The sequence below is a fragment of the Bremerella volcania genome (assembly GCF_007748115.1).
GTDB lineage: Bacteria > Planctomycetota > Planctomycetia > Pirellulales > Pirellulaceae > Bremerella > Bremerella volcania.
Genome location: NZ_CP036289.1, coordinates 2,280,345 through 2,298,085 on the forward strand (window position 1 = coordinate 2,280,345; position 17,741 = coordinate 2,298,085).

Below are 17,741 nucleotides of genomic sequence, written 5' to 3' on the forward strand. Positions count from 1 at the left end.
GTCTATGGACGCAAAAAGCTTTATCTATGGCCTCGTGGCCGGTCTCCTTCTGGCATTCATCCTCTACATGCTATCGACCTTCTTCAGTATCTTCCGTCCCTGGCTCCAGGTCATGTTGTCGGGCGGGAAGGCTTCCGTTTTTCAGATACTGGGGATGCGAATGCGCGGCTCGAATGTGAGGTTGGTTACCGAGGCCTACGTCATGCTGGTGCAGCGTGGGCAGAAGGTTTCTCTGAGCGAAGTCGAATCGCAGTACATTGCCCGCAAGAATGTCATCGTGGAAAGCCAGGACCTGATGCAGATCGTCGAGCAAAACCTCGGTTCAGGTACGCCTGGCTAGAAGTCCCCTTGGACAGAGCATGACTTGCCACGCGAATTGCGTTACATTACGGCACATCTCTGTCACCTTACCACCTGGGCAAATAGGAAAGCATCATGAAGTTAACCGATTTCTACAACGAAGTTTCTCGCAGCGTCGACACCGCCAAAACCGAAATCAGCGTTGCTGAAACCAAGCGCGTGCTGAGCGAGGCCTTTCTTCTGTTGGCCAAGATGGACGCGGCGGAAGCGTTCGATACCGTCAGCAAAGGGATCACTACCGCCAAGAAGAAGCTTTCCAAGTAAGCCGCCAGCCACCCACTTCGACCTTCGCCCCGCGCTATCGGGGCGAAGGTAATCTTTTGGATTCTCAATCCTCTCGGCGAATGGATGCCTTCTTATTGGGCACTACCGCGCGAGCGCACATTCTCTTGCAAAATCGTAACCCCTTTCTTTTATGAAAGTTGTGAAAAGAGAAGAGCGCCAGTGGTTAGAGAGGTACATAACTTGCATGCATGAAGATTTAACCTAGGTGATCCTTTCGAACGAGGCGGTTCATGGGAAACAAAACCAACGAGGTAGTTATTCCATTCACGTTGAAACTGCTCGACTCCTCACGGGGACATGCGATTCAAACATGGAACTTCAACGATTGCAGTCGCGTGACTATCGGGCGAGCGGCCGAAAACGACATCAGCTTGGCCGACCCGCAAGTTTCGCGAGTTCACGTGGAACTCGTCCTGCGCGATGGGCATTGGTCGGTCGTATCGCTGGGGCGCAATGGAACGGTCCTCGATGGTGCGATGGTCAGTGACGAGATACTCCACGACCATGCGGTCTTCCAACTGGGACCCAACGGGCCATCGTTTCAGTTTTCAACGACCAGTGAATCGGTTTCCAGCCTGCAGACGTTGAACGAGATCGACCCGATCGCGCTCGACTTTTTGATGGTCGATGAAGGCCAGTTGGAAGAAGACGTCAAAAATATTGCCGACACCGAGGTGTTTCGAGAGCTACAGGAACGTGCCCGCAAGATGAAGGACAAGTAGTCTCCGCTTAGCCGCCTTCCGATTCGCTTCCGTGTTGTCGCATCAAGTCCTACTCTCCAGGAAGTTTCAGCGTGTCGAAAATCGTTTCTATTCACTCCTTTCGCGGGGGCACGGGAAAGTCAAACGTTACCGCCAATCTTGGGGTGACCATCGCTCGGGCCGGGTATCGCGTGGGAATTGTGGATACCGATATTCAGTCTCCCGGCATCCATGTCGTCTTTCACCTGAATGAAGATCGCGTTACCCGCTGCTTGAATGACTTTTTGTGGGGAGACTGCGCGATCGAAGAGGCCGCCTACGACGTGACCGACGCGGCGATCGGCAATGTCGCCGATGGGGACGACCGTCCTCGCGTGTTCCTTGTGCCGGCAAGCATCAAGACTAACGAGATTGGTCGCGTTCTGAAGGAAGGTTACGACGTTGGCCTGCTCAACGATGGTTTCAAACGCCTGATCCAGAAGTTGGATCTCGACTTCCTGCTGATCGACACCCACCCCGGCGTGAACGAAGAGACGCTGCTTTCCATTGTGATCTCCGATCATCTCTTGCTGGTGCTACGTCCCGATCAACAAGACTTCCAGGGAAGCTTGGTCACGTTGGAACTGGCCCGCCGACTCGATGTGAACGCGGTATCCTTGATCGTCAATAAGATTCCGCCTGGGATGGATCGAGCGCAACTCAAGACCAAGGTCGAATCGATTTATAGTACGGATGTACTGGCCCTGTTGCCGCTGAATTTCGAGTTGGTTCGCATGGCCAGTAACGGATTGTTCGTCAATCGTTATCCCGAGCATCCCTTCACACGCGAGTTACGGCTGGTAGCCAACTCGCTGACCAAGTAGTGACGTGAGGAAAACTGCATGAGCTCCTCTCCAAACGGTACCGGTGATTCCCCGTCGCATCTGGATGCTTTGCTCACGCGGATGAAGTCAGCCGCATCTCCGCTGCGTGAAGTCTTGCGCGAGATCCATGCCAAGTATGCGTCGCTCGATGACGGCGTGGTTGCCAGCTACATCCCGGAACTCGCCAAGGCCAACCCTGCGTGGTTTGGGATTTCCGCCGTGTCGGTGCAAGGCCAGTCCATCGACGTCGGCGACAGCGATCAACAGTTTACGATCCAGTCCGCCTCGAAGCCGTTCACGTTTGGTTTGGCACTGGAAGATCACGGCCGCGAGCATGTCCTTTCCAAGATTGGCGTGCAACCCATCGGCGAAGCGTTCAATTCCATCACGCTCGATCAAGTCGCCAATCGCCCGTTCAACCCCATGATCAACGCCGGGGCGATTGCCGCCGCCGACCTGGTCCATGGCAAAGATTATCCCGAGCGGGTCACGCGGATGATCGAAATGTTCGGCCGCTACTGTGGACGCACTGTCTACGTCGACAATTCGGTCTTCACTTCCGAACGCATGACCGGCCACCGTAATCGAGCGATCGGGCACTTGATGCTCAACTTCGATATGGTCAGTGATCAACTCGATGAAACGCTGGAACTCTACTTCAAGCAGTGCAGCTTGCTGGTGACCTGTCATGATCTGGCCGTGATGGGAGCCACCTTGGCCAACGGCGGCGTGAACCCGGTCACCGGCGTGCGGGCCATCGACGCCGAGTACGTCAAAGACCTGCTTAGCGTGATGCATACCTGCGGCATGTACGACTATGCCGGCGAATGGGCTTACCGGATCGGCATCCCGGCGAAAAGCGGCGTCGGCGGCGGCATCGTGGCGGTGATTCCCGGCCAGGGAGGCATCGGGACGTTCTCGCCCAAGCTCGACGTCAAAGGGAATAGCGTGCGTGGGATTAAGGTCTTTGAAGAACTCGCCCAGCGATTTGGGCTGCACGTGTTCGAAGCCGACGACAAGAAGCAATCGCTCGTCAGTCAGTTCTCGCCACCGAAGTAGGCCGTCGGCCCTTACGGCATGTTGCGAAAGTAGCGCTCGATGGCCATGCCCAGCTGGCGACCGACGATCATGTAGCCCTCTTGGTTGCTGTTGGGAGTGTTCCAAGACGTTTCCAACGTGACGGCGACCACGCCTTCAGCCGTGTTTTTGGTCACCCAGTTCTTACTGATCTTGGTCCAGTTCTTGTCGTAGTTGGGCCCCGACTCGCGTGTTTCCCCTTTAAATGCCAAGGGGCCGATCATCTCCAAGCGTGCCGTCGCCAGGAAGTGCTCGAGGTTGCGTTTTCCCTCTTCCGAAAGATAGTCGGCGGTCGTCGTGTAGAAGTACGGATTCTTGTCGTTGGCACCCGGATTGTGCAGGTCGACAAACAGGTCGAACTGCCCGGCTTTGTCTTGCTGCTGAATCTGCTGCTGAGCGACCTTCACGCTGTTCCAGTGCGGCTGGTCGCTCCAATCTCGGTTGTGATCTTGCGGAGTCTGGTTCTTCCCCCCTGCTCCGATCGCGACGTTGTCGATATCCATCACCGGCACGATCGTGATGCGCGCCTTCTGACGCAATGCCTTCGCACGCGGATCATCACCGAGTAGCCACTGCACGAAGCCTCGGCAAACCCAGCTCGACCCGGACTCCCAGGCATGTTGCCGCGCCTGAATCCAGATTCCCTTGCGCTGCTCGTCAGGCACTCCCTCTTCTTGGACTCGCAGCGCCGGAACCGAGCGGCCGGCGCGCGTTTGGCAAAGCTCGAAAGCCGTCGCATGCGGGCTGCTCTTGGCCGTCTCGTCGACTAGACCTTGGGCATCTTCCACGCGAAATGGCGGTCCCCACGCGAACCAGCAACTCGCACCGTCGACTTCATGTCGGTAAACAATTCGCTTCCCGTCGCGTTTTCCGGGCGACGTTTGTTTCCAGGTCACGTTGTCGGTGCTGATCGCCGCTTGATCGGGTGTCGCCCAGGGAGCGTTGCCCACGTCCAGCGTGATCGTTTCGCCAGGCTCGATGCCGTTGACTTGAAAGTACCACCAGCACTCCCAGCCCCGTTGCGGATTCGCTTCTGGCTCAATGCGAATGACGCGTTTCGCTTGATCGATCTCGAGAACCTTTGCCGAGCCTCCGGAGAAGTCGCTTTCAACGGCAAGTTCCCCAGCTAGAAGCTTATGGGCGGGGCCAAGTGTTAGCAGCAAAAGAATCGCGAGGCAGCGCATGAGGGGGACTTTCACAGGGATGGGGGGAAGAGTGAGCAGGCCTATCGTAGCACGCGTCGCGACCGGCATACAACGAAAAGCGGCTTACTTGACCGGCTGGCTCGCCACGTAAGCCACCATCCACTGGATGACTTTCTCGCCGGCCTCCCATGGCAAAGAGTGACCTTGGCCATGATTCAACAGCCCCATGCGTACCGGCTTATCGAAGTGGGCTTGCCACACCTGGTGTCCAGTATGCAGCGCTTTCCAACTGCGCTGGCCGTCAGCACAGCCTCGGCCGCTTTCACCACCGAGGACTAAAAACGGACGGCCAGCGATCAACGCGATTAACTCTTCGTGCTTGCGCGAGAAGCCTTCTTGCTTGACGTCACTTCCCAGGTACCACACGGCGTCCCAGTTGCTGAAGCTAATTTCGACGCCCCCTTCACTGGCAACCGCCGCACAAATGCGATCGTCCATCGCGGCCAGGTACATCGCCTCTTTCGCTCCGAGCGAGTGTCCGTAGGTGCCGATGCGTTTCGGATCGACCTGGTCAAGCGTAAGCAGCAAGTCGACCGCCCGCATGCCATCGGCCAGCATCACGGCCATTCCCTTGCTGCCGGGATGGTTCTTCAAGGCCGCTTCGGTCGAGGCCTTGTACGAATCCTTTTCCCAGAGGAAGTTCTCCGGGCAGATTACCACGAAACCTGCTTTGGCCAGCCGCAGGCCCATGTGCCGCTCGGGCTCGGCGTCGAGACCGACGAGCTTGTCGAACGTCCGCGGGTTCGTCCCATGAAAGGCAACGACTGCCGGAAGTTTGGAATTCGCGTGGTCGTGGGGAATCAACAGATAGGCTCGCACTATGCGGCCTGGTTCGGCTTGATAGTGAATCAGTCTTCGAGTGCAATGATCCAGGCGTTCTTCCCTGAGTGTTTCCATCTTCAAGGGCAGATCAGGGAACGAGTACGCACCGAGGAACGTCTTCCACTGATCGCGGATTTTGGCGCGCTGCGACGGCCATGCTTGAGTGACAGAGGCTTCCGGAAGCCCTATCTGCTCGTTTTCCAGATACTGCTCAGGCGGCGTATTCACGTCGGCCAGCCAGGGGACGTCTTGCGCGGTAAGCGGTGATAGGGCCAGCGCACAAAGCAGTAGCGAAACGAAGCAGCGAATCATGGCAGGCTCTCTGGCAGAGGGATAAGCGGCAGGTTACCGCCTCATTTTCCCTTTTTTATTGCCAGAGTCCAGCGGCCAGAACTCGCTGGGGACATGCGACTGGGCCATGATCGTCTCGATTTGCTTGACGATCTGCGGGTGATTGCCGGCCACGTTGTTCTTCTCGGCGGGGTCGCTGGTCAGATCGAACAACTGAAGCGGGGCTTCGGTTCCTTCACGGTATCCCTTCCACTTGCCCATCCGCACGGCCTGTTGCGAGCGAACCGGGAACTCCCAGTACAGATGCGGGCGTTCTGCTTGCGACTGGCCTTTGAGCGTGGGCAGCACCGAGATCCCGTCGAGGTGGGAAGGAGCATCGATACCGGCCAGGTCGCACGCGGTTGGAAAGAGATCGCGCATGTCCCACACGAAATCGCTCGTTTCCCCTGCCGGTACGACGCCTGGCCAGCGAACGGTCATCGCCGCGCGAATGCCCCCTTCCTTCAAGCTTCGTTTGATGCCGCTGAAAGGAGCGTTGGATTGCAGGTGCTTCACGAACGGCGTGTTCGGGCCGTTGTCCGACGTGTAGAACACAATCGTGTCGTCGTCGATGTCGAGTTCTTTTAGCAGGTCCAGAATCTTACCCACGGTCATGTCGGCCCGGGTGATCATCGCCGCATAGTTCTTGACCTCTTGGGGCCATTGCTTGTCTTGGTAGATCTGATAGGCGGGATCCTCGGCAGGGATTTCATACTTGCCGTGTGGTAGCGTGTACGGCAGGTAGAGGAAGAACGGCTTGCTTTGGTTTTCGCGAATGAAACGCAGCGTGTCTTCCTCGAAGAAGTAGTGCGAGTAACGCTTGCCGGTCTCCATGCGCTCGCCATCGTTCCACAGCCAGTCGGTGTAGTACGAATGCGCGTGGACCTGATCGAGATAACCCAGGAAGTGATCGAAGCCTTGCTTGTCGGGCGTGCCTTCGTGCCCTGGGTTGCCGAGCCCCCACTTGCCGATCCCGCCGGTCACGTAGCCCGCTTTCTGCATTACCTCGGCCACGGTAACGTCTTCATCTTTCAAAAAGACCAAACCGTTTTCGTCGGTCTTATCGCGGTTGGCTTTGGCCTGGTTGTCGCGGCGCCGGCAATGCCCGGTGTGCAGGCCGGTCATCAGTACGCAGCGTGTTGGTGCACACACGGCCGAGCCGCTGTAGTGATCGGTGAAACGCATCCCTTCGGCAGCCATCCGATCGAAGACCGGAGTTTGCACGTGCTTCGATCCCATTGCACCAAAATCGTTGTACCCGGCGTCGTCCAACATGATGTAAATGATGTTGGGCTGCTTGGTATCCGCGGCGTAGGTGCTTGATAGGAAGCAGAAAAGTAGGGGGACTAGCAGAAGTGTGCGATGAATCATGGCGACCGAAGATAAGGAGGGAGGAAGGGTTAGTAGGGGCTTAGCTAACCCTATTTCTTGTCGTTTCCCCCGATATCTTACGGGAAAATCAGGCGAACTGGCCCAAGAAATGGATTTTTCCCGCCGCTGCCTCAGTTCAGCACCCCGCCTAGGTGGCTGATAATTTGCGAATCGCATCGCCAACACGCACGACGCCCGACTTTACCACCCGGGCATAAATGCCTCGCAGATGCAGCTGTTTGCCAATCGCTGAATTGACGAACTTCACCGCGTCGCTGCCAAAACGATCCGAGAATTTTTTGCAGCCGTTGTGCGGGATCTCGGTGATTTCCAGCACCACGTCGCCGATCGCCAGTTGCTGCCCGGCCGGTAGATTCTCAGCCGACAAATCGAAGTCGACGTAAAGGTTATCCCCGGCCAGCGCCCATCGCCCGGGGTCCCCCGCGATCAGGTCTATCGCCCGCGTGTTCGCGATGGCGACCTGTACGTCGGGATGCGGCGAACCATCTGGCAGCGATTTCCAGCAGCCCAGTGCCCAGTTATCGCCATGCACGCCACCTTCCAGGCTCAGTTCGCAGTGGGCCAGTTGGCTTCGCTCGTTGGTCTTGGGGCGAATGACGATTGCTTCCAGCGTGCCTTCGTCGCTCGGCGATTGTTGGATATGCGGCAGGCCTTCGTGTAACTGTTCTAACGTAAGATGCTCTGGCATCGTCTCGCCTATCAAATTGGGAAGAGGGTGAAGATCGGGAGGCACGAATCGCTGTTTCGCGTCCCAGGTTAAGATTCGCTCGCGCGAGTAATAGCGCAAGAGGGCTTTCTTGTCGAGCAACTCTGGGTGCCGATCCATGAACGCCGCCGCGCTGGTGAACGTACCGTCCTGAAGATGGGCCGCATAGATCAATCGCATGAACGCCAGGGTGAGCGTTTCGTGATAGCCCCGCTCGAGCTCCTCCGGTGTATCGGTCGCCGCGTTGTAGGCTTGAATCCGAGAACGCATCAAGCGGACCGATTCTTCCCACCTGTTTCGCGAAGCATACAGCACCGCTGCGCGAACGTGGGCCGCGTGCGTCCACCGCTCAGGCGGAAGCGTGCAGTCTTCAAATGCACTAAGAAACTCTTTGTCGGTCATGCACGGTTCTTAACAGGAAGTTTGCGAAGGCACTTCCGATTGACAAGCATCCGGCAGGTCAGGTTCGCGGCCTGGCAAAGCATAAAAAAAGCCGCTTGAGGACTCAAGCGGCTTTGGCGGCGGAATTGGAGTGACTTATTTTTTAGTAACGGAAGATCATGTCGACCGTCAGGCGGCTGTCGGTGACGTCTTTGAAACCGGTCAGCGGGAATTCATAAGCGATACCCGTTTCCAGGTGTCCGGTCGGCTTGTATCGCATGCCGATGTTCTGCGTGACCAGGTCGTTGCCGGCGACGTCGTTCACACGGAGGTTGAACAGGTCGTGCCCGGCCACACCCAAAGCGGCCCCTTGCGAAGCATCATCGGTCCAGTGCCACCAGGCAAGTTCGGTGAACAGGTAAACCTTATCGGTCAATCGCACGTCGAAGTGGTTCGACCAGTGAATCGCCGAAGACTGCAGGCTTGAGTCGGCTGGCAAACGATAGCCAATGCTCGACAGAATGTGAGCGTCGCCATCCCACAGACGTTGACCGCCGGTCAGAAACAGGTGGAACTCGCCGTCTCCCTGCCCTTGCAGAGCGTCGCTGCTGCCCACCGGAAGTTCGTAAGTGAAACCGGTCGAAACGATGGTGCCGCAGCAAGGATCACGCAGCAGGTTGTACTTCAGACCGGCCGAGACGTCCGCCCAGCCATCGTCCAAAAGGCCGTCGAGCGAGCCGTTGGTGTTATCGACGATGAAGCCGTCTTTGGTGGCAATCACGCTCAAGCGATCGGTCAACGCAACGCGAAACTGGGCCGCATACAACTGCACGTTGCCGCCAGCGGGAATGTTGTTTCCGATGGTGCCGGGCACCCAGTGATTCACGAAGATCGGGCGAAGCTCGGTGACCGTGCGTGGATCTTCAAAAAACACGAAGTTAATCATCGGGCTGATGAAGTCGTCGAAGCAGTGATCGCTCGGATGAAGCAGATCGAGCATGCCCAAGCCGCAACCATCGCAAGACGAACACCCACAGCAGCTGTCGCTAGCACAACAAGACGTCGCACAAGCAAGATCACATGGCTCGTACAGTTCCCCGGCGGTTGCCCAGCTGGCGGCACCGCTCAAGGCAAAGGCCGCAAATAAAATGGCCGCAGTAAACTTCATGACTTCCCGCCCTAATTTCTATAAGTTTGATTCGAAATGCCAGTATTTGCAGCGTCTGGCTTCGTAGTTTACTTATCGGAAAAAAAAGGCGAAAACGGGTTTCATCGTACGGTAGCCGTCATAGTTTTCCTAACGCGAATAATGGTTAGCCACTGCGCGATTGGCAGCCTGGCTCAGGCAAGCCGTATGTGAAGAATCATCGTCCGCGCATCGAGAATTCGCACGGCGTCTAAGGGCTTCCATCGAACGACGGCCCTTCAAACTTAAAGCCCCGGCGGCCTGGCGTATCGACGAACGAGATCATCGTGTCGTTCAAGTGCCGTGCCACATTCCGGGCAACGACCAACGTGACGCCGTTCGAATGCACCAGAAAGTCTTCTTCAGGACGCATGTCTCCACGGGCCTCAATCGAAATGGTGGGAGCGAAACGCCCCCGGATCTCTTGGTTCTGGCCGATGCGAATATGGTTGTCGGCCAGGTTATAGTCCGCGTCGATTTCGATCAGGGCTTCGAATTGTTCCACTGCGGAGGGCTGCAAGTGAATCACCGGTGGCTCGATTGGGCCGCTCGACTGCACTGGGCCGCTCTCGGAAGAGAACAGCCGTTTGAAGAAGGAAAACATCGTCGGTGGTGCCTGCCTGGTCTAGAGGTATAAAATCGTACGTGCGCTATGTAGCTCTGCACTACCTGGAACGGTACCCGCCGTCATTCTATCCCCCGACTTCCGCCAGCTCACCTACAGCACCTACCTCGGCGGCGAAAACTACGACTACGGCCGAGCGAGCTACTTCGATTCCGACGGAGCCATCGATCTAACCGGCTCCGTCAACGGCCCCGGCTGGCTTATCCGCAATGCGTGTCAGGAGAAATTCGCTGGCGGTGGTGGCGGGAAGCAGCTTTGCTATAAAGGCGGGTGCTTTGCCGGGGATGTGATTTTGATACAGTTGGTTCGGTGAGGTGGAGACGTAAGTCATATCTAGGTCAACTTCGTGATTGAGCCAGACAAATACGGATACGCATTCTTCGACACGGCAACTCCGAAAACCCCACGGCGATTCAAATGTGAAGGGTTCAACTTCTACATCGGTGATCTTGGCATTTGTGTTTTTGACTCGAAGATGCCGTTGTGGATGGTGTTGGAGAATTCTGTCACTCCCTTGCCTGAGGCATCGAGCTACGTCCACGTTAATAGTCGCGGCTGGTTCTTAGAGATCGAACCGGTCGACGAAATCACGCTTCCCTTTCTGGTGACCGACAATCCGGATATCCGCCAAGTCTTTCGGGGAACTGTTACCGTTGAGGTTCAAGGCACTGTTAGGGATTCAGACGAAATCCGCGGTTTTCCATTTCCGGTCATCAGTGAAAAGTGGCTTGGCGTCTTATGGAAGTATGGAGATGAATATCACCTGATCGCCTACGGGTTTGTATCGATAAGCAGTGGCGTTTCCTATCGCGCCTACAACCCAGAGTGGTCAGACGGGTTGGATGACGAGGAGGCTCTTGTCTTTGTTGTGACGCTTCCGTAACGAAGTGATAGGCCCAGCCTAAGATACTTTTTTAGGACAGAGTTTCCTGTTTGTGTTTTAGAGAAGGTTCGACATCACGGCAAATTCGGTTTAATTGGAAGACGATTCGTTGAATCTGTTCGTTGTTCAACTTTTTTGTGGAAGTGCAAAGATACTGGCGAGCGAGTGCCGGGTTGATGACCCGAACCTTTTGTTGGCCAAATGTACGTTCGACGTACCAACCGGGAATCACGATGATCGGTTTGACTTGAATTTGATCTCCTGTGGATTCGGAAAGGAAATCTGTAAGGCATCGAACTTGGGTCTCGACTTGATCAAGATTGATCTTGAAATCAAAGTTTGGGAAATGAATCACGTTTGATTTGCTGTCGACGGACACCTTTGCGTTCATCCCCTTCTCAGGAAGTTTAGTAACCGTTTTCGTCTCTATGGCAAATACGCCACTTGGCGAAACAACCACATGATCAATATTGCCATATTCGATGGGTACATCATGAAAAACCCGACAGCCCTCGAGCATGAGTAAGTTGAGTTCTTCCGCAACGGCCATTTCACCATCGAGTCCTACGCGGATTTGATGGGCCTTACGTACACTCTTCCACATTAGCCAAAGTAGCAACAATTCCCAAAACAGGATTGCCAAGGAAATCGCTACGGCAGTAACGATCGGTTCAGACTTGGATTGGTCCCAAAGGAGGTAGGCAGAGAGCCCGGTGACTGGGAGTATGATGGTCATGACGAGATACATGTCGATTTTTTCCCGTAACTCATCATAGACCAGACGAAGTGAGTGTCCTGGCGGGCGCAAAAGATCTTTAGTTAAAGGTGTCTTACGCTGCATGCGAAGACGATGAGCAAACAAGAGTAAAGCGGTCGGAGGCAAGAATGCGAAAAAGATAACCGCCACGGGCAAGAGTATCTTGAGATATTCGATCAGCATAAGGTGTGGTGAGAGTGATGGTGTTATAGGAAATAGAGTTGGGGAATGTTGTCACACCTTATACATAGATAGATATTCTGCATATAGATAGGACAGGGGCATAGGCACTTTCCGCATCATCTCTTCATAGGTTCTTCACAATGAAATCCCGCGCGCACTATCTTCCCGCACGATCAGGCTGGTATACCTAAACCATGCCCCAGGAAATCTCCCTGGGCACGTCACTTCTGCCTGATCCCGCGTCCGCTGCGTAGCTGGCGTGGGGCTTTGCTTTCACACCGTCATTCACCATGTTGAACCACCACGCACCCCAACCTGAAAATCACGGAGCTGGCTCTTCGGAGCACAGCCCTCAGGTCGCCGTGCGCGAGGGGGATCGGCTTCTTTGCCCTTGCTGTGGGGAGGTGTTGATGGTGTTGTCAGGCGAGCCAGTGGAGGAGAAGCCGGGCAAGAGTTTACGCCCCCGACGATGGCAGGGGGCAAGCGCATGAAGCGGCCGGAGGGGCCGACGTTGGAGGCCATTATCCGTCGCCAGGAGGCCCAGGAGGAAACCGCGTTTCAGGCCGCCATGCAGGCAGGCGTACCGCAGCGCGAATCAGAGGCTATTATCTAGCGCTCCTTTGGGGCTTAAAAAATGCAGTGGCAGTTCATGTCGTGGTCACTACGTGAGGCGGACTGCTAATTAATAATTATCCGTCCCCAAAATCTTCTCCTCCACCTTATCCGCCTGCCATGCAATCGCGGTGATGGTTTTGGTGACTTCCAGTTGGTCGACGGCGTCGGCCAGTTGGTTGGCTCGGACGGTGATCACTTCGCCGGCGTCTCCTTTTTCGACGGCGAATGCTCCGTGGATCATCTTCGTGTTGTAGCGCAGCAGGGCCATCGCGTTGCGTTCGTTGGCTGGGCCGCACAGGCTGTGGTAGACGACCAGTTCGTTGCCGTCGTCATCCTTCTGGCCGAAGGTGACGTGTACGTTTTGTTTGCGCAGCGAACTGACCGGAACGTTGATGGTCCAGTCGCTTTCGCTGTTTTCGATCAGCGGCCAGTTGCTGGTTTGGGCGACTGCCTTGACGATGTCCTTCGCACTGAACTTAGGCGTGGGGGCGGCACCCTTGCTGCCTTGCAGGTCGTCGAAGCTCATGGCTCCGCCCATGGCGGCGGCTGGGGCAGGTCCTGGGTTCGGTCCGGTCGGAGCGCCCATCGGCTGGGTGCCTGGTCCGCCCATCGGCGGTGCACCGGGTTGCTGATACCCTTGCATGGCGGCGTGCATCATGCCGGGCATCATCATGCCGAAGCCGGCACCCATGCCCATTTGCATCGCACCGGGGCCGGCGCCACCCCCTTCCCCGCTGTTCTCGGCCATCTTGCTCATGCTGTTGGCGGCCTGGTACATGGTGAAGGCGCGAAGATCGCCGATCGCTCCCATGCTGCTGCGAGCGTCGATCGCCTTTTGAACTTCTTCAGGCGGCGTGATCGCGTTGATGAAGAAGTCGACCAGTTCGAGCCCGTACTTGGCAAAGTCGTCGGTGACTTTGATGCGCGTCCCGGCGGCGATCTCGTCGAACTTGCTCGGCAGGTCCAACATGCTGATCTGAGACGTACCGAGCAGGTCGGTCAGACGCGAAACGATCAGGTCTTTCAGGTAGCTGCTGACTTCGTCGGTGGTGTATTTGCCCTGGGTACCGACGATCGTGTTGAGCATCAGCGGAGCGTCGACCACGCGGAACGAGAACTTCCCGAAGCTTCGCAGGCGGATCATGCCGAAGTCGCGATCGCGGATGGTGATCGGCTGTCGCGTGCCCCATTTTTGATCAAGGAAGGTCTGTTTACCGAAGTAATAGACCGACGCCTGAAATGGAGACTTTTCCCACGGAATGGTGAGAATGCTGGTGATCAGCGGGATGTTCTGCGTCTGCAGCGTATAGCGGCCAGGACTGAACGAATCCATCGCCTTGCCGTCCATGAAGAAGACGGCTTCCTGATTCTGCTGCACGATCAGTTGGGCACCATACTTAATGGCGGCCGAGCCCTCAGGCGGCATGCGATGCACGATGGAGCGATTCGAGTTATCGAAAAACTGAATGACTTCCAATTGCAGGCTCATCAGGGTTCTCTCTTTCTATGACGTTTATTAGCGATGTTAATTCTTGTCCCCTCTCCCTTCCCAAGGGAGAGGGCTAGGGTGAGGGTTGGTGAAGCGGGTACCCAGTTCGCCCCCTCACCCTAACCCTCTCCCCGCAGGGGCGAGGGGACAGGAATTGGGACTGGAGAAGAGAACGGTACTCGTTCCTATGTTTACTATCAGGCATCCCCGCCGGCGGCGACGCCTTTGAGCATGTTTTCGCGATGATCGATCTTGGCCAATAGGCCATCGATCTTCGCGGTGATCTCCGGCACCACTTGGGCTGGGGTCAGCTGCGAGGTGCCCAGGTTCGTGATTTCGTTTGCCAGGCCATCGACTTGTTGGACGAGGGCCAGGTCGTGTTCGTAAATGTCGGTCAGCAGTTCTTCGTCGACTTGCACGAAGTCGAAGAAGCCGCTGTAGCCTGGCATCTGGGACTTCAGTCGATTGATGGCCAGATCCAATCGGCTGCGAAGACGCTCGAGCATCGGCAATTGATCGATGGCACCCAGGCCGACCAGTGTGTTGCCATACTCGTCGAGCCCCTTCTTCGACTTCTGAAGTTTGTCGGCCAGGAAGTTCCGGGTCATGCTATCGCTCTCGCGGCGATACTCGCGGGCCAGGTAGCCGGAAAAACCAGGGATGTACTGGAGTATCGACTCGACGAGCCCTCGATTCTTGGCATGTTGTTGAGGATCGATCACCGGAGGCCTCCCATTGGGGGTAAAGAGCAAGAGACGCTGTAACGCGTGTCTCGATGAACTGTGCGATGAGTTGTCATGTGCTAAGGCGAAGTTGGCTTTGAATTTCAGTGAAATCTCCGCCAGTGTTTCGCTGGATTGCGTGGAATCTTGGGATGCATCGGCCAACAGCGATGTCTGTGGCGGCCCGTAAGATCACGCTAAGCCGTTACCATATCAGGTTTTTGGTGTGGTGGGAAACAATCTCTAGAACTTTTTAAGGGGCCAATCGTAGGCATAAAAATTGAGTGGGAATTCGCCTGGAACAGGGCCGATCATTTTGGTAGCGTCTGTGCGGTTACGTCGCAAAAAGTCTTTAATCCTAGGCCAGTTGGACAAATATTCATGGACCAGCAGTCCCCGCTTTGCGGAATCCTGATCGCCCTTGTTTTGGGGCTGACCGGATGTGCCTCGAACGGAGCGATCGTCGACCCAATCATTTGGTGGGACAAAGACGATCCAGCAGACCTCGCCAAATATGGCCCGACCCCAATTCAGCGGATTGAAGCGTTGGACGATTTGGCTTCCGGTGCTCGCGGCATGTCGGCCGAGCGGCGATCGGAAGAGGCCGCCAAGATCGCCAAGGCCCTTCCGGAAGAGAAGAACGAAGTGATCCGCGTTCATATGCTGCGCAGCTTAGCTAAATTGAACACTCCCGAGGCGTTCGCGGCGATGAAGTCGTCGATTTACGATAGCGCTGCCGACGTGCGTCGCGAAGCCGTCGTTGCGCTGGGTGAATCGAAGAATCCCGAAGCGATCGACGCCCTGGCCGACGTACTGATCCGTGATCGGGACTATGATGTGCGGATCGCGGCCGCGACGGCGCTGGGCCAGTACAAAACTCAGAAAGCGAAAGAGGCGCTTGTGCCGGCGCTCGATGCACGGGATCCGGCAATGCGTTTCGCTGCCATCGAATCATTACGCAGAACCAGCAATGTCGACTACCAAGGCGACACGGCCAAGTGGCGCGAGTTTGCCATGGGTGGCAATCCTGAGCCGCCCCCTTATTCGATTGCCGATCAAATTGTGCCCAGCTTTTTTCGGTAGTTGTCCTTTGCGATTGGCATAACCGGCAAGCGCTGACTTTAGAAAAATTGGTGCGGTTACGGATTCCCATCTTACGCCAATTGACCAATGTTGATGGGGACGCAAAAACTGGGAATGGCGTCGGTTTCATTTCAGTTCAACCGCCAGGGATGCCGTTTGCTATTAGCGTGGCGTGCCGTATAACTGAAACCAGAAACGAAGATGCATGAGCCTCGCAACGACAACGCGGTATTTCATCTTTCTCAGCCGCTTGTGCGAGAAACCACGCCACATCACGCATTTTGCCCCACGTTTCGGTTTGAACTGTTTGATGACTCTCTCGCAGCCTCAATGCCCATCCACCAGGCTGCCTAAGAACTAAAGACGAAGACGCATGCTAAGACGGAATGTGAACCTCCTCGGCGCGATCGCGTTCTGGGGTACGACAACGCTCTCGATGACCACGACGCTCGCTCAAGAAGTAGTTGTGGCTCCGATATTGGGTCATGCGGACGGCACTCCGGTGGAACTCTCAGCCGACAAGCCGATGATCCGAATTGCGGCGGTCCCGCAAGAAAAGAACGACCCCTTCAAACCAGCTCCTCCTGCGGAAGAACCCAAGGGGGAAGTGGTTCCCCCTGCTGAGCAAGACGAGAAGTCTGGCGAGACTGCTGGGGATGCCGCTCCTGGTGAGGATGCACCAGCAGAGAAGAGTGAGCAAAAGAGTCAAAATGCTGAGGCGAAGCCGGACCCATCCAAGGCGATGGATGTACCTGCCGATGCGCTCAAGTCCGAAGAGAAAGAAGAAGAGCCAGGCAAGCCAGCCGAAGCCGAATCGCGGCAGCCGGCTCCGCTGATGCAGGACAAAGACGCCAAGCCGATCAAAGAGGAAGGCGCGGAGGCTGAGAAGAAGGCCACCAAGCCGGCCGATTCAGTAACCGAAGACGAGCCCCAAGTCGAGAAGCCGCTGCCGCCGGAAGTGCGATCGCTGCAGCCACGCATCGCCAGGGTGCTCAACTATTACTATCGAGCCCAGCCATCCGATGCCACGAAGGACGACGTGTGGGAGACGATGCATGGCTTTTTGCCGTGGGGCGTCGATGCCCTGATCCGCACGTCCCAGTATCGCCAGCCGGTCAGCACGATCGGTTGGATCTGCTGGAACAAGCCTTGTCGCGGCCATCGTCTGTTTGAAATCAAAAACGGCAAACTGGAAGCCCGGCAAGGGCCGCGCGTCCAAGGGCATCACGGTCAGTTCCTGGCCATGCTCGCCCAGAGCTACGTGCCTGCTTCGTTCGAGATCCAAGTCGACGGTCAGTCGTTCACCGTCGCCGACCTGATCGAGTTCGAGAAAGAGACCTGCCAGCCGAAGTCGGAACTGACCTTCAAGCTGATCTCTCTTTCCTATTACCTGCCAGCGGACGCCAAGTGGACCTCGCGCGACGGGCAAGAGTGGAGCCTGGAGCGGCTGCTCAAAGAAGAAATCACGCAGAAGGTGGTGGGTGCGGCCTGCGGTGGAACGCACCGATTGACCGGCATTGCGTTTGCCGTGTCCAGCCGCAAGAAGGCCGGCTTGCCGATGGATGGCGTCTGGGCCAAGGCCGAAGAGTACATCAACGCCTACCACCAGCATTCGTTTCAGATTCAGAACCCAGACGGCAGCTTCAGCACCAATTGGTTCGAGGGACGCGGCATGGACCGCGACGTCGACCGTCGCATTCAGACCTCCGGTCATATCCTGGAGTTCCTGATTTTCTCGCTGCCGCCCGAAGAGCTGACTTCGCCTGAAATCGTGCGGGCCGTGAACTACATTACCACGATCCTGGAGCGGAATCCGAAGCATGAGTGGAGCATCGGCCCCAAGGGGCACGCGCTGCACGCATTGGTCTTGTACGACCAGCTTGTCTTCGGAACCAAGCCAGGCAGTCGCACCGCCGAGATCCTGCAAGCGTCTCACGACTAATCGCAGACGGTTTCTCTAAAAATTGGCTGTCCCTGGTCCTGAAATGCGTGGGCAGCGCTTGTCAGTGGAGGAGATCTGTCCTACGATTGTCGGCACATGCGCGTTGATAGCCGGCTTTACTTCTGGGAATGAAA

At 56.4% G+C, this 17,741-nt stretch carries 19 protein-coding genes; 9 read left to right on the plus strand and 10 right to left on the minus strand.

The window, feature by feature from the left end; all coding sequences use genetic code 11:
• Window positions 1-4 precede the first annotated feature (4 nt).
• The 5 genes from Pan97_RS09425 (at window position 5) to glsA (ending at window position 3,268) form a co-directional block, all read left to right on the plus strand.
• Entirely contained in the window at window positions 5-340 is a 336-nt protein-coding gene (locus tag Pan97_RS09425) for a flotillin-like FloA family protein (RefSeq protein WP_144971915.1), read from the plus strand.
• A 95-nt stretch (window positions 341-435) separates the two neighbouring features.
• Window positions 436-624, plus strand: coding sequence for a hypothetical protein (locus tag Pan97_RS09430; RefSeq protein ID WP_144971917.1), 189 nt, complete (start codon window positions 436-438; stop codon window positions 622-624).
• A 251-nt stretch (window positions 625-875) separates the two neighbouring features.
• Complete coding sequence (locus Pan97_RS09435; RefSeq protein ID WP_144971919.1) at window positions 876-1,367, plus strand: FHA domain-containing protein; 492 nt, start codon at window positions 876-878, stop codon at window positions 1,365-1,367.
• Between the two features lie 71 nt (window positions 1,368-1,438).
• A complete protein-coding gene (locus Pan97_RS09440; RefSeq protein WP_144971921.1) occupies window positions 1,439-2,209 on the plus strand; it encodes a MinD/ParA family ATP-binding protein in 771 nt (256 codons plus the stop codon).
• A gap of 18 nt (window positions 2,210-2,227) precedes the next feature.
• Complete coding sequence (glsA, locus tag Pan97_RS09445; protein ID WP_144971922.1) at window positions 2,228-3,268, plus strand: glutaminase A; 1,041 nt, start codon at window positions 2,228-2,230, stop codon at window positions 3,266-3,268.
• A gap of 11 nt (window positions 3,269-3,279) precedes the next feature.
• On the opposite strand, the gene Pan97_RS09450 is transcribed toward glsA, so the two are convergent.
• The 7 genes from Pan97_RS09450 to Pan97_RS26240 all read right to left on the minus strand — a co-directional run bounded on the left by Pan97_RS09450 (window position 3,280) and on the right by Pan97_RS26240 (window position 10,264).
• The gene (locus tag Pan97_RS09450) at window positions 3,280-4,470 is read right to left on the minus strand and encodes a M14-type cytosolic carboxypeptidase (RefSeq protein ID WP_165698677.1); all 1,191 of its coding nucleotides are present in this window, start codon (window positions 4,468-4,470) and stop codon (window positions 3,280-3,282) included.
• Between the two features lie 84 nt (window positions 4,471-4,554).
• On the minus strand, window positions 4,555-5,625 hold the full coding sequence (locus Pan97_RS09455; RefSeq protein ID WP_144971926.1) for an alpha/beta hydrolase family protein: 1,071 nt from the start codon (window positions 5,623-5,625) through the stop codon (window positions 4,555-4,557).
• A gap of 33 nt (window positions 5,626-5,658) precedes the next feature.
• A complete protein-coding gene (locus tag Pan97_RS09460) occupies window positions 5,659-7,014 on the minus strand; it encodes an arylsulfatase (protein ID WP_165698678.1) in 1,356 nt (451 codons plus the stop codon).
• 148 nt (window positions 7,015-7,162) lie between these two features.
• Entirely contained in the window at window positions 7,163-8,143 is a 981-nt protein-coding gene (locus Pan97_RS26495) for an MOSC domain-containing protein (protein ID WP_196782336.1), read from the minus strand.
• A gap of 142 nt (window positions 8,144-8,285) precedes the next feature.
• Complete coding sequence (locus tag Pan97_RS09470; protein WP_196782337.1) at window positions 8,286-9,290, minus strand: hypothetical protein; 1,005 nt, start codon at window positions 9,288-9,290, stop codon at window positions 8,286-8,288.
• Window positions 9,291-9,519: 229 nt separating this feature from the next.
• Window positions 9,520-9,912, minus strand: a complete 393-nt coding sequence (locus Pan97_RS09475) for a hypothetical protein (RefSeq protein WP_144971929.1) — start codon at window positions 9,910-9,912, stop codon at window positions 9,520-9,522.
• A gap of 190 nt (window positions 9,913-10,102) precedes the next feature.
• Window positions 10,103-10,264 (minus strand): hypothetical protein, encoded by a 162-nt coding sequence (locus tag Pan97_RS26240; RefSeq protein WP_165698679.1) that lies wholly within the window; start codon window positions 10,262-10,264, stop codon window positions 10,103-10,105.
• Window positions 10,265-10,279: 15 nt separating this feature from the next.
• Here Pan97_RS26240 and Pan97_RS09480 point away from each other — a divergent pair, with 15 nt between their 5' ends.
• Window positions 10,280-10,816 carry a hypothetical protein gene (locus Pan97_RS09480; RefSeq protein ID WP_144971931.1) on the plus strand — a complete coding sequence of 179 codons (537 nt, stop codon included), beginning with the start codon at window positions 10,280-10,282 and terminating at the stop codon, window positions 10,814-10,816.
• A 31-nt stretch (window positions 10,817-10,847) separates the two neighbouring features.
• On the opposite strand, the gene Pan97_RS09485 is transcribed toward Pan97_RS09480, so the two are convergent.
• On the minus strand, window positions 10,848-11,756 hold the full coding sequence (locus tag Pan97_RS09485; protein ID WP_144971933.1) for a nuclease-related domain-containing protein: 909 nt from the start codon (window positions 11,754-11,756) through the stop codon (window positions 10,848-10,850).
• Between the two features lie 385 nt (window positions 11,757-12,141).
• On the opposite strand from Pan97_RS09485, the gene Pan97_RS09490 reads away from it, so the two are divergent.
• Entirely contained in the window at window positions 12,142-12,369 is a 228-nt protein-coding gene (locus Pan97_RS09490; protein WP_144971935.1) for a hypothetical protein, read from the plus strand.
• 69 nt (window positions 12,370-12,438) lie between these two features.
• Here the strand turns inward: Pan97_RS09490 and Pan97_RS09495 are convergent, their stop codons facing one another.
• Window positions 12,439-13,860, minus strand: coding sequence for an SPFH domain-containing protein (locus Pan97_RS09495; protein ID WP_144971936.1), 1,422 nt, complete (start codon window positions 13,858-13,860; stop codon window positions 12,439-12,441).
• Window positions 13,861-14,057: 197 nt separating this feature from the next.
• Window positions 14,058-14,582, minus strand: a complete 525-nt coding sequence (locus Pan97_RS09500; protein WP_144971938.1) for a hypothetical protein — start codon at window positions 14,580-14,582, stop codon at window positions 14,058-14,060.
• 381 nt (window positions 14,583-14,963) lie between these two features.
• On the opposite strand from Pan97_RS09500, the gene Pan97_RS09505 reads away from it, so the two are divergent.
• The gene (locus Pan97_RS09505) at window positions 14,964-15,665 is read left to right on the plus strand and encodes a HEAT repeat domain-containing protein (protein ID WP_144971940.1); all 702 of its coding nucleotides are present in this window, start codon (window positions 14,964-14,966) and stop codon (window positions 15,663-15,665) included.
• Window positions 15,666-16,038: 373 nt separating this feature from the next.
• Window positions 16,039-17,607, plus strand: coding sequence for a hypothetical protein (locus tag Pan97_RS09510; RefSeq protein ID WP_144971942.1), 1,569 nt, complete (start codon window positions 16,039-16,041; stop codon window positions 17,605-17,607).
• The last annotated feature ends 134 nt before the right edge of the window (window positions 17,608-17,741 follow it).

Bases quoted from the DNA above. Each gene is read 5' to 3' on its own strand.
- Pan97_RS09485 (WP_144971933.1), bottom strand. From the start codon at position 11,756: ATGCTGATCGAATATCTCAAGATACTCTTGCCCGTGGCGGTTATCTTT.
- Pan97_RS09475 (WP_144971929.1), bottom strand. From the start codon at position 9,912: ATGTTTTCCTTCTTCAAACGGCTGTTCTCTTCCGAGAGCGGCCCAGTG.
- Pan97_RS26240 (WP_165698679.1), bottom strand. From the start codon at position 10,264: ATGACTTACGTCTCCACCTCACCGAACCAACTGTATCAAAATCACATC.
- Pan97_RS09455 (WP_144971926.1), bottom strand. From the start codon at position 5,625: ATGATTCGCTGCTTCGTTTCGCTACTGCTTTGTGCGCTGGCCCTATCA.
- Pan97_RS09425 (WP_144971915.1), top strand. From the start codon at position 5: ATGGACGCAAAAAGCTTTATCTATGGCCTCGTGGCCGGTCTCCTTCTG.
- Pan97_RS09430 (WP_144971917.1), top strand. From the start codon at position 436: ATGAAGTTAACCGATTTCTACAACGAAGTTTCTCGCAGCGTCGACACC.
- Pan97_RS09435 (WP_144971919.1), top strand. From the start codon at position 876: ATGGGAAACAAAACCAACGAGGTAGTTATTCCATTCACGTTGAAACTG.
- Pan97_RS09470 (WP_196782337.1), bottom strand. From the start codon at position 9,290: ATGAAGTTTACTGCGGCCATTTTATTTGCGGCCTTTGCCTTGAGCGGT.
- Pan97_RS26495 (WP_196782336.1), bottom strand. From the start codon at position 8,143: ATGACCGACAAAGAGTTTCTTAGTGCATTTGAAGACTGCACGCTTCCG.
- Pan97_RS09450 (WP_165698677.1), bottom strand. From the start codon at position 4,470: ATGCGCTGCCTCGCGATTCTTTTGCTGCTAACACTTGGCCCCGCCCAT.
- Pan97_RS09460 (WP_165698678.1), bottom strand. From the start codon at position 7,014: ATGATTCATCGCACACTTCTGCTAGTCCCCCTACTTTTCTGCTTCCTA.
- glsA (WP_144971922.1), top strand. From the start codon at position 2,228: ATGAGCTCCTCTCCAAACGGTACCGGTGATTCCCCGTCGCATCTGGAT.
- Pan97_RS09510 (WP_144971942.1), top strand. From the start codon at position 16,039: ATGCTAAGACGGAATGTGAACCTCCTCGGCGCGATCGCGTTCTGGGGT.
- Pan97_RS09505 (WP_144971940.1), top strand. From the start codon at position 14,964: ATGGACCAGCAGTCCCCGCTTTGCGGAATCCTGATCGCCCTTGTTTTG.
- Pan97_RS09495 (WP_144971936.1), bottom strand. From the start codon at position 13,860: ATGAGCCTGCAATTGGAAGTCATTCAGTTTTTCGATAACTCGAATCGC.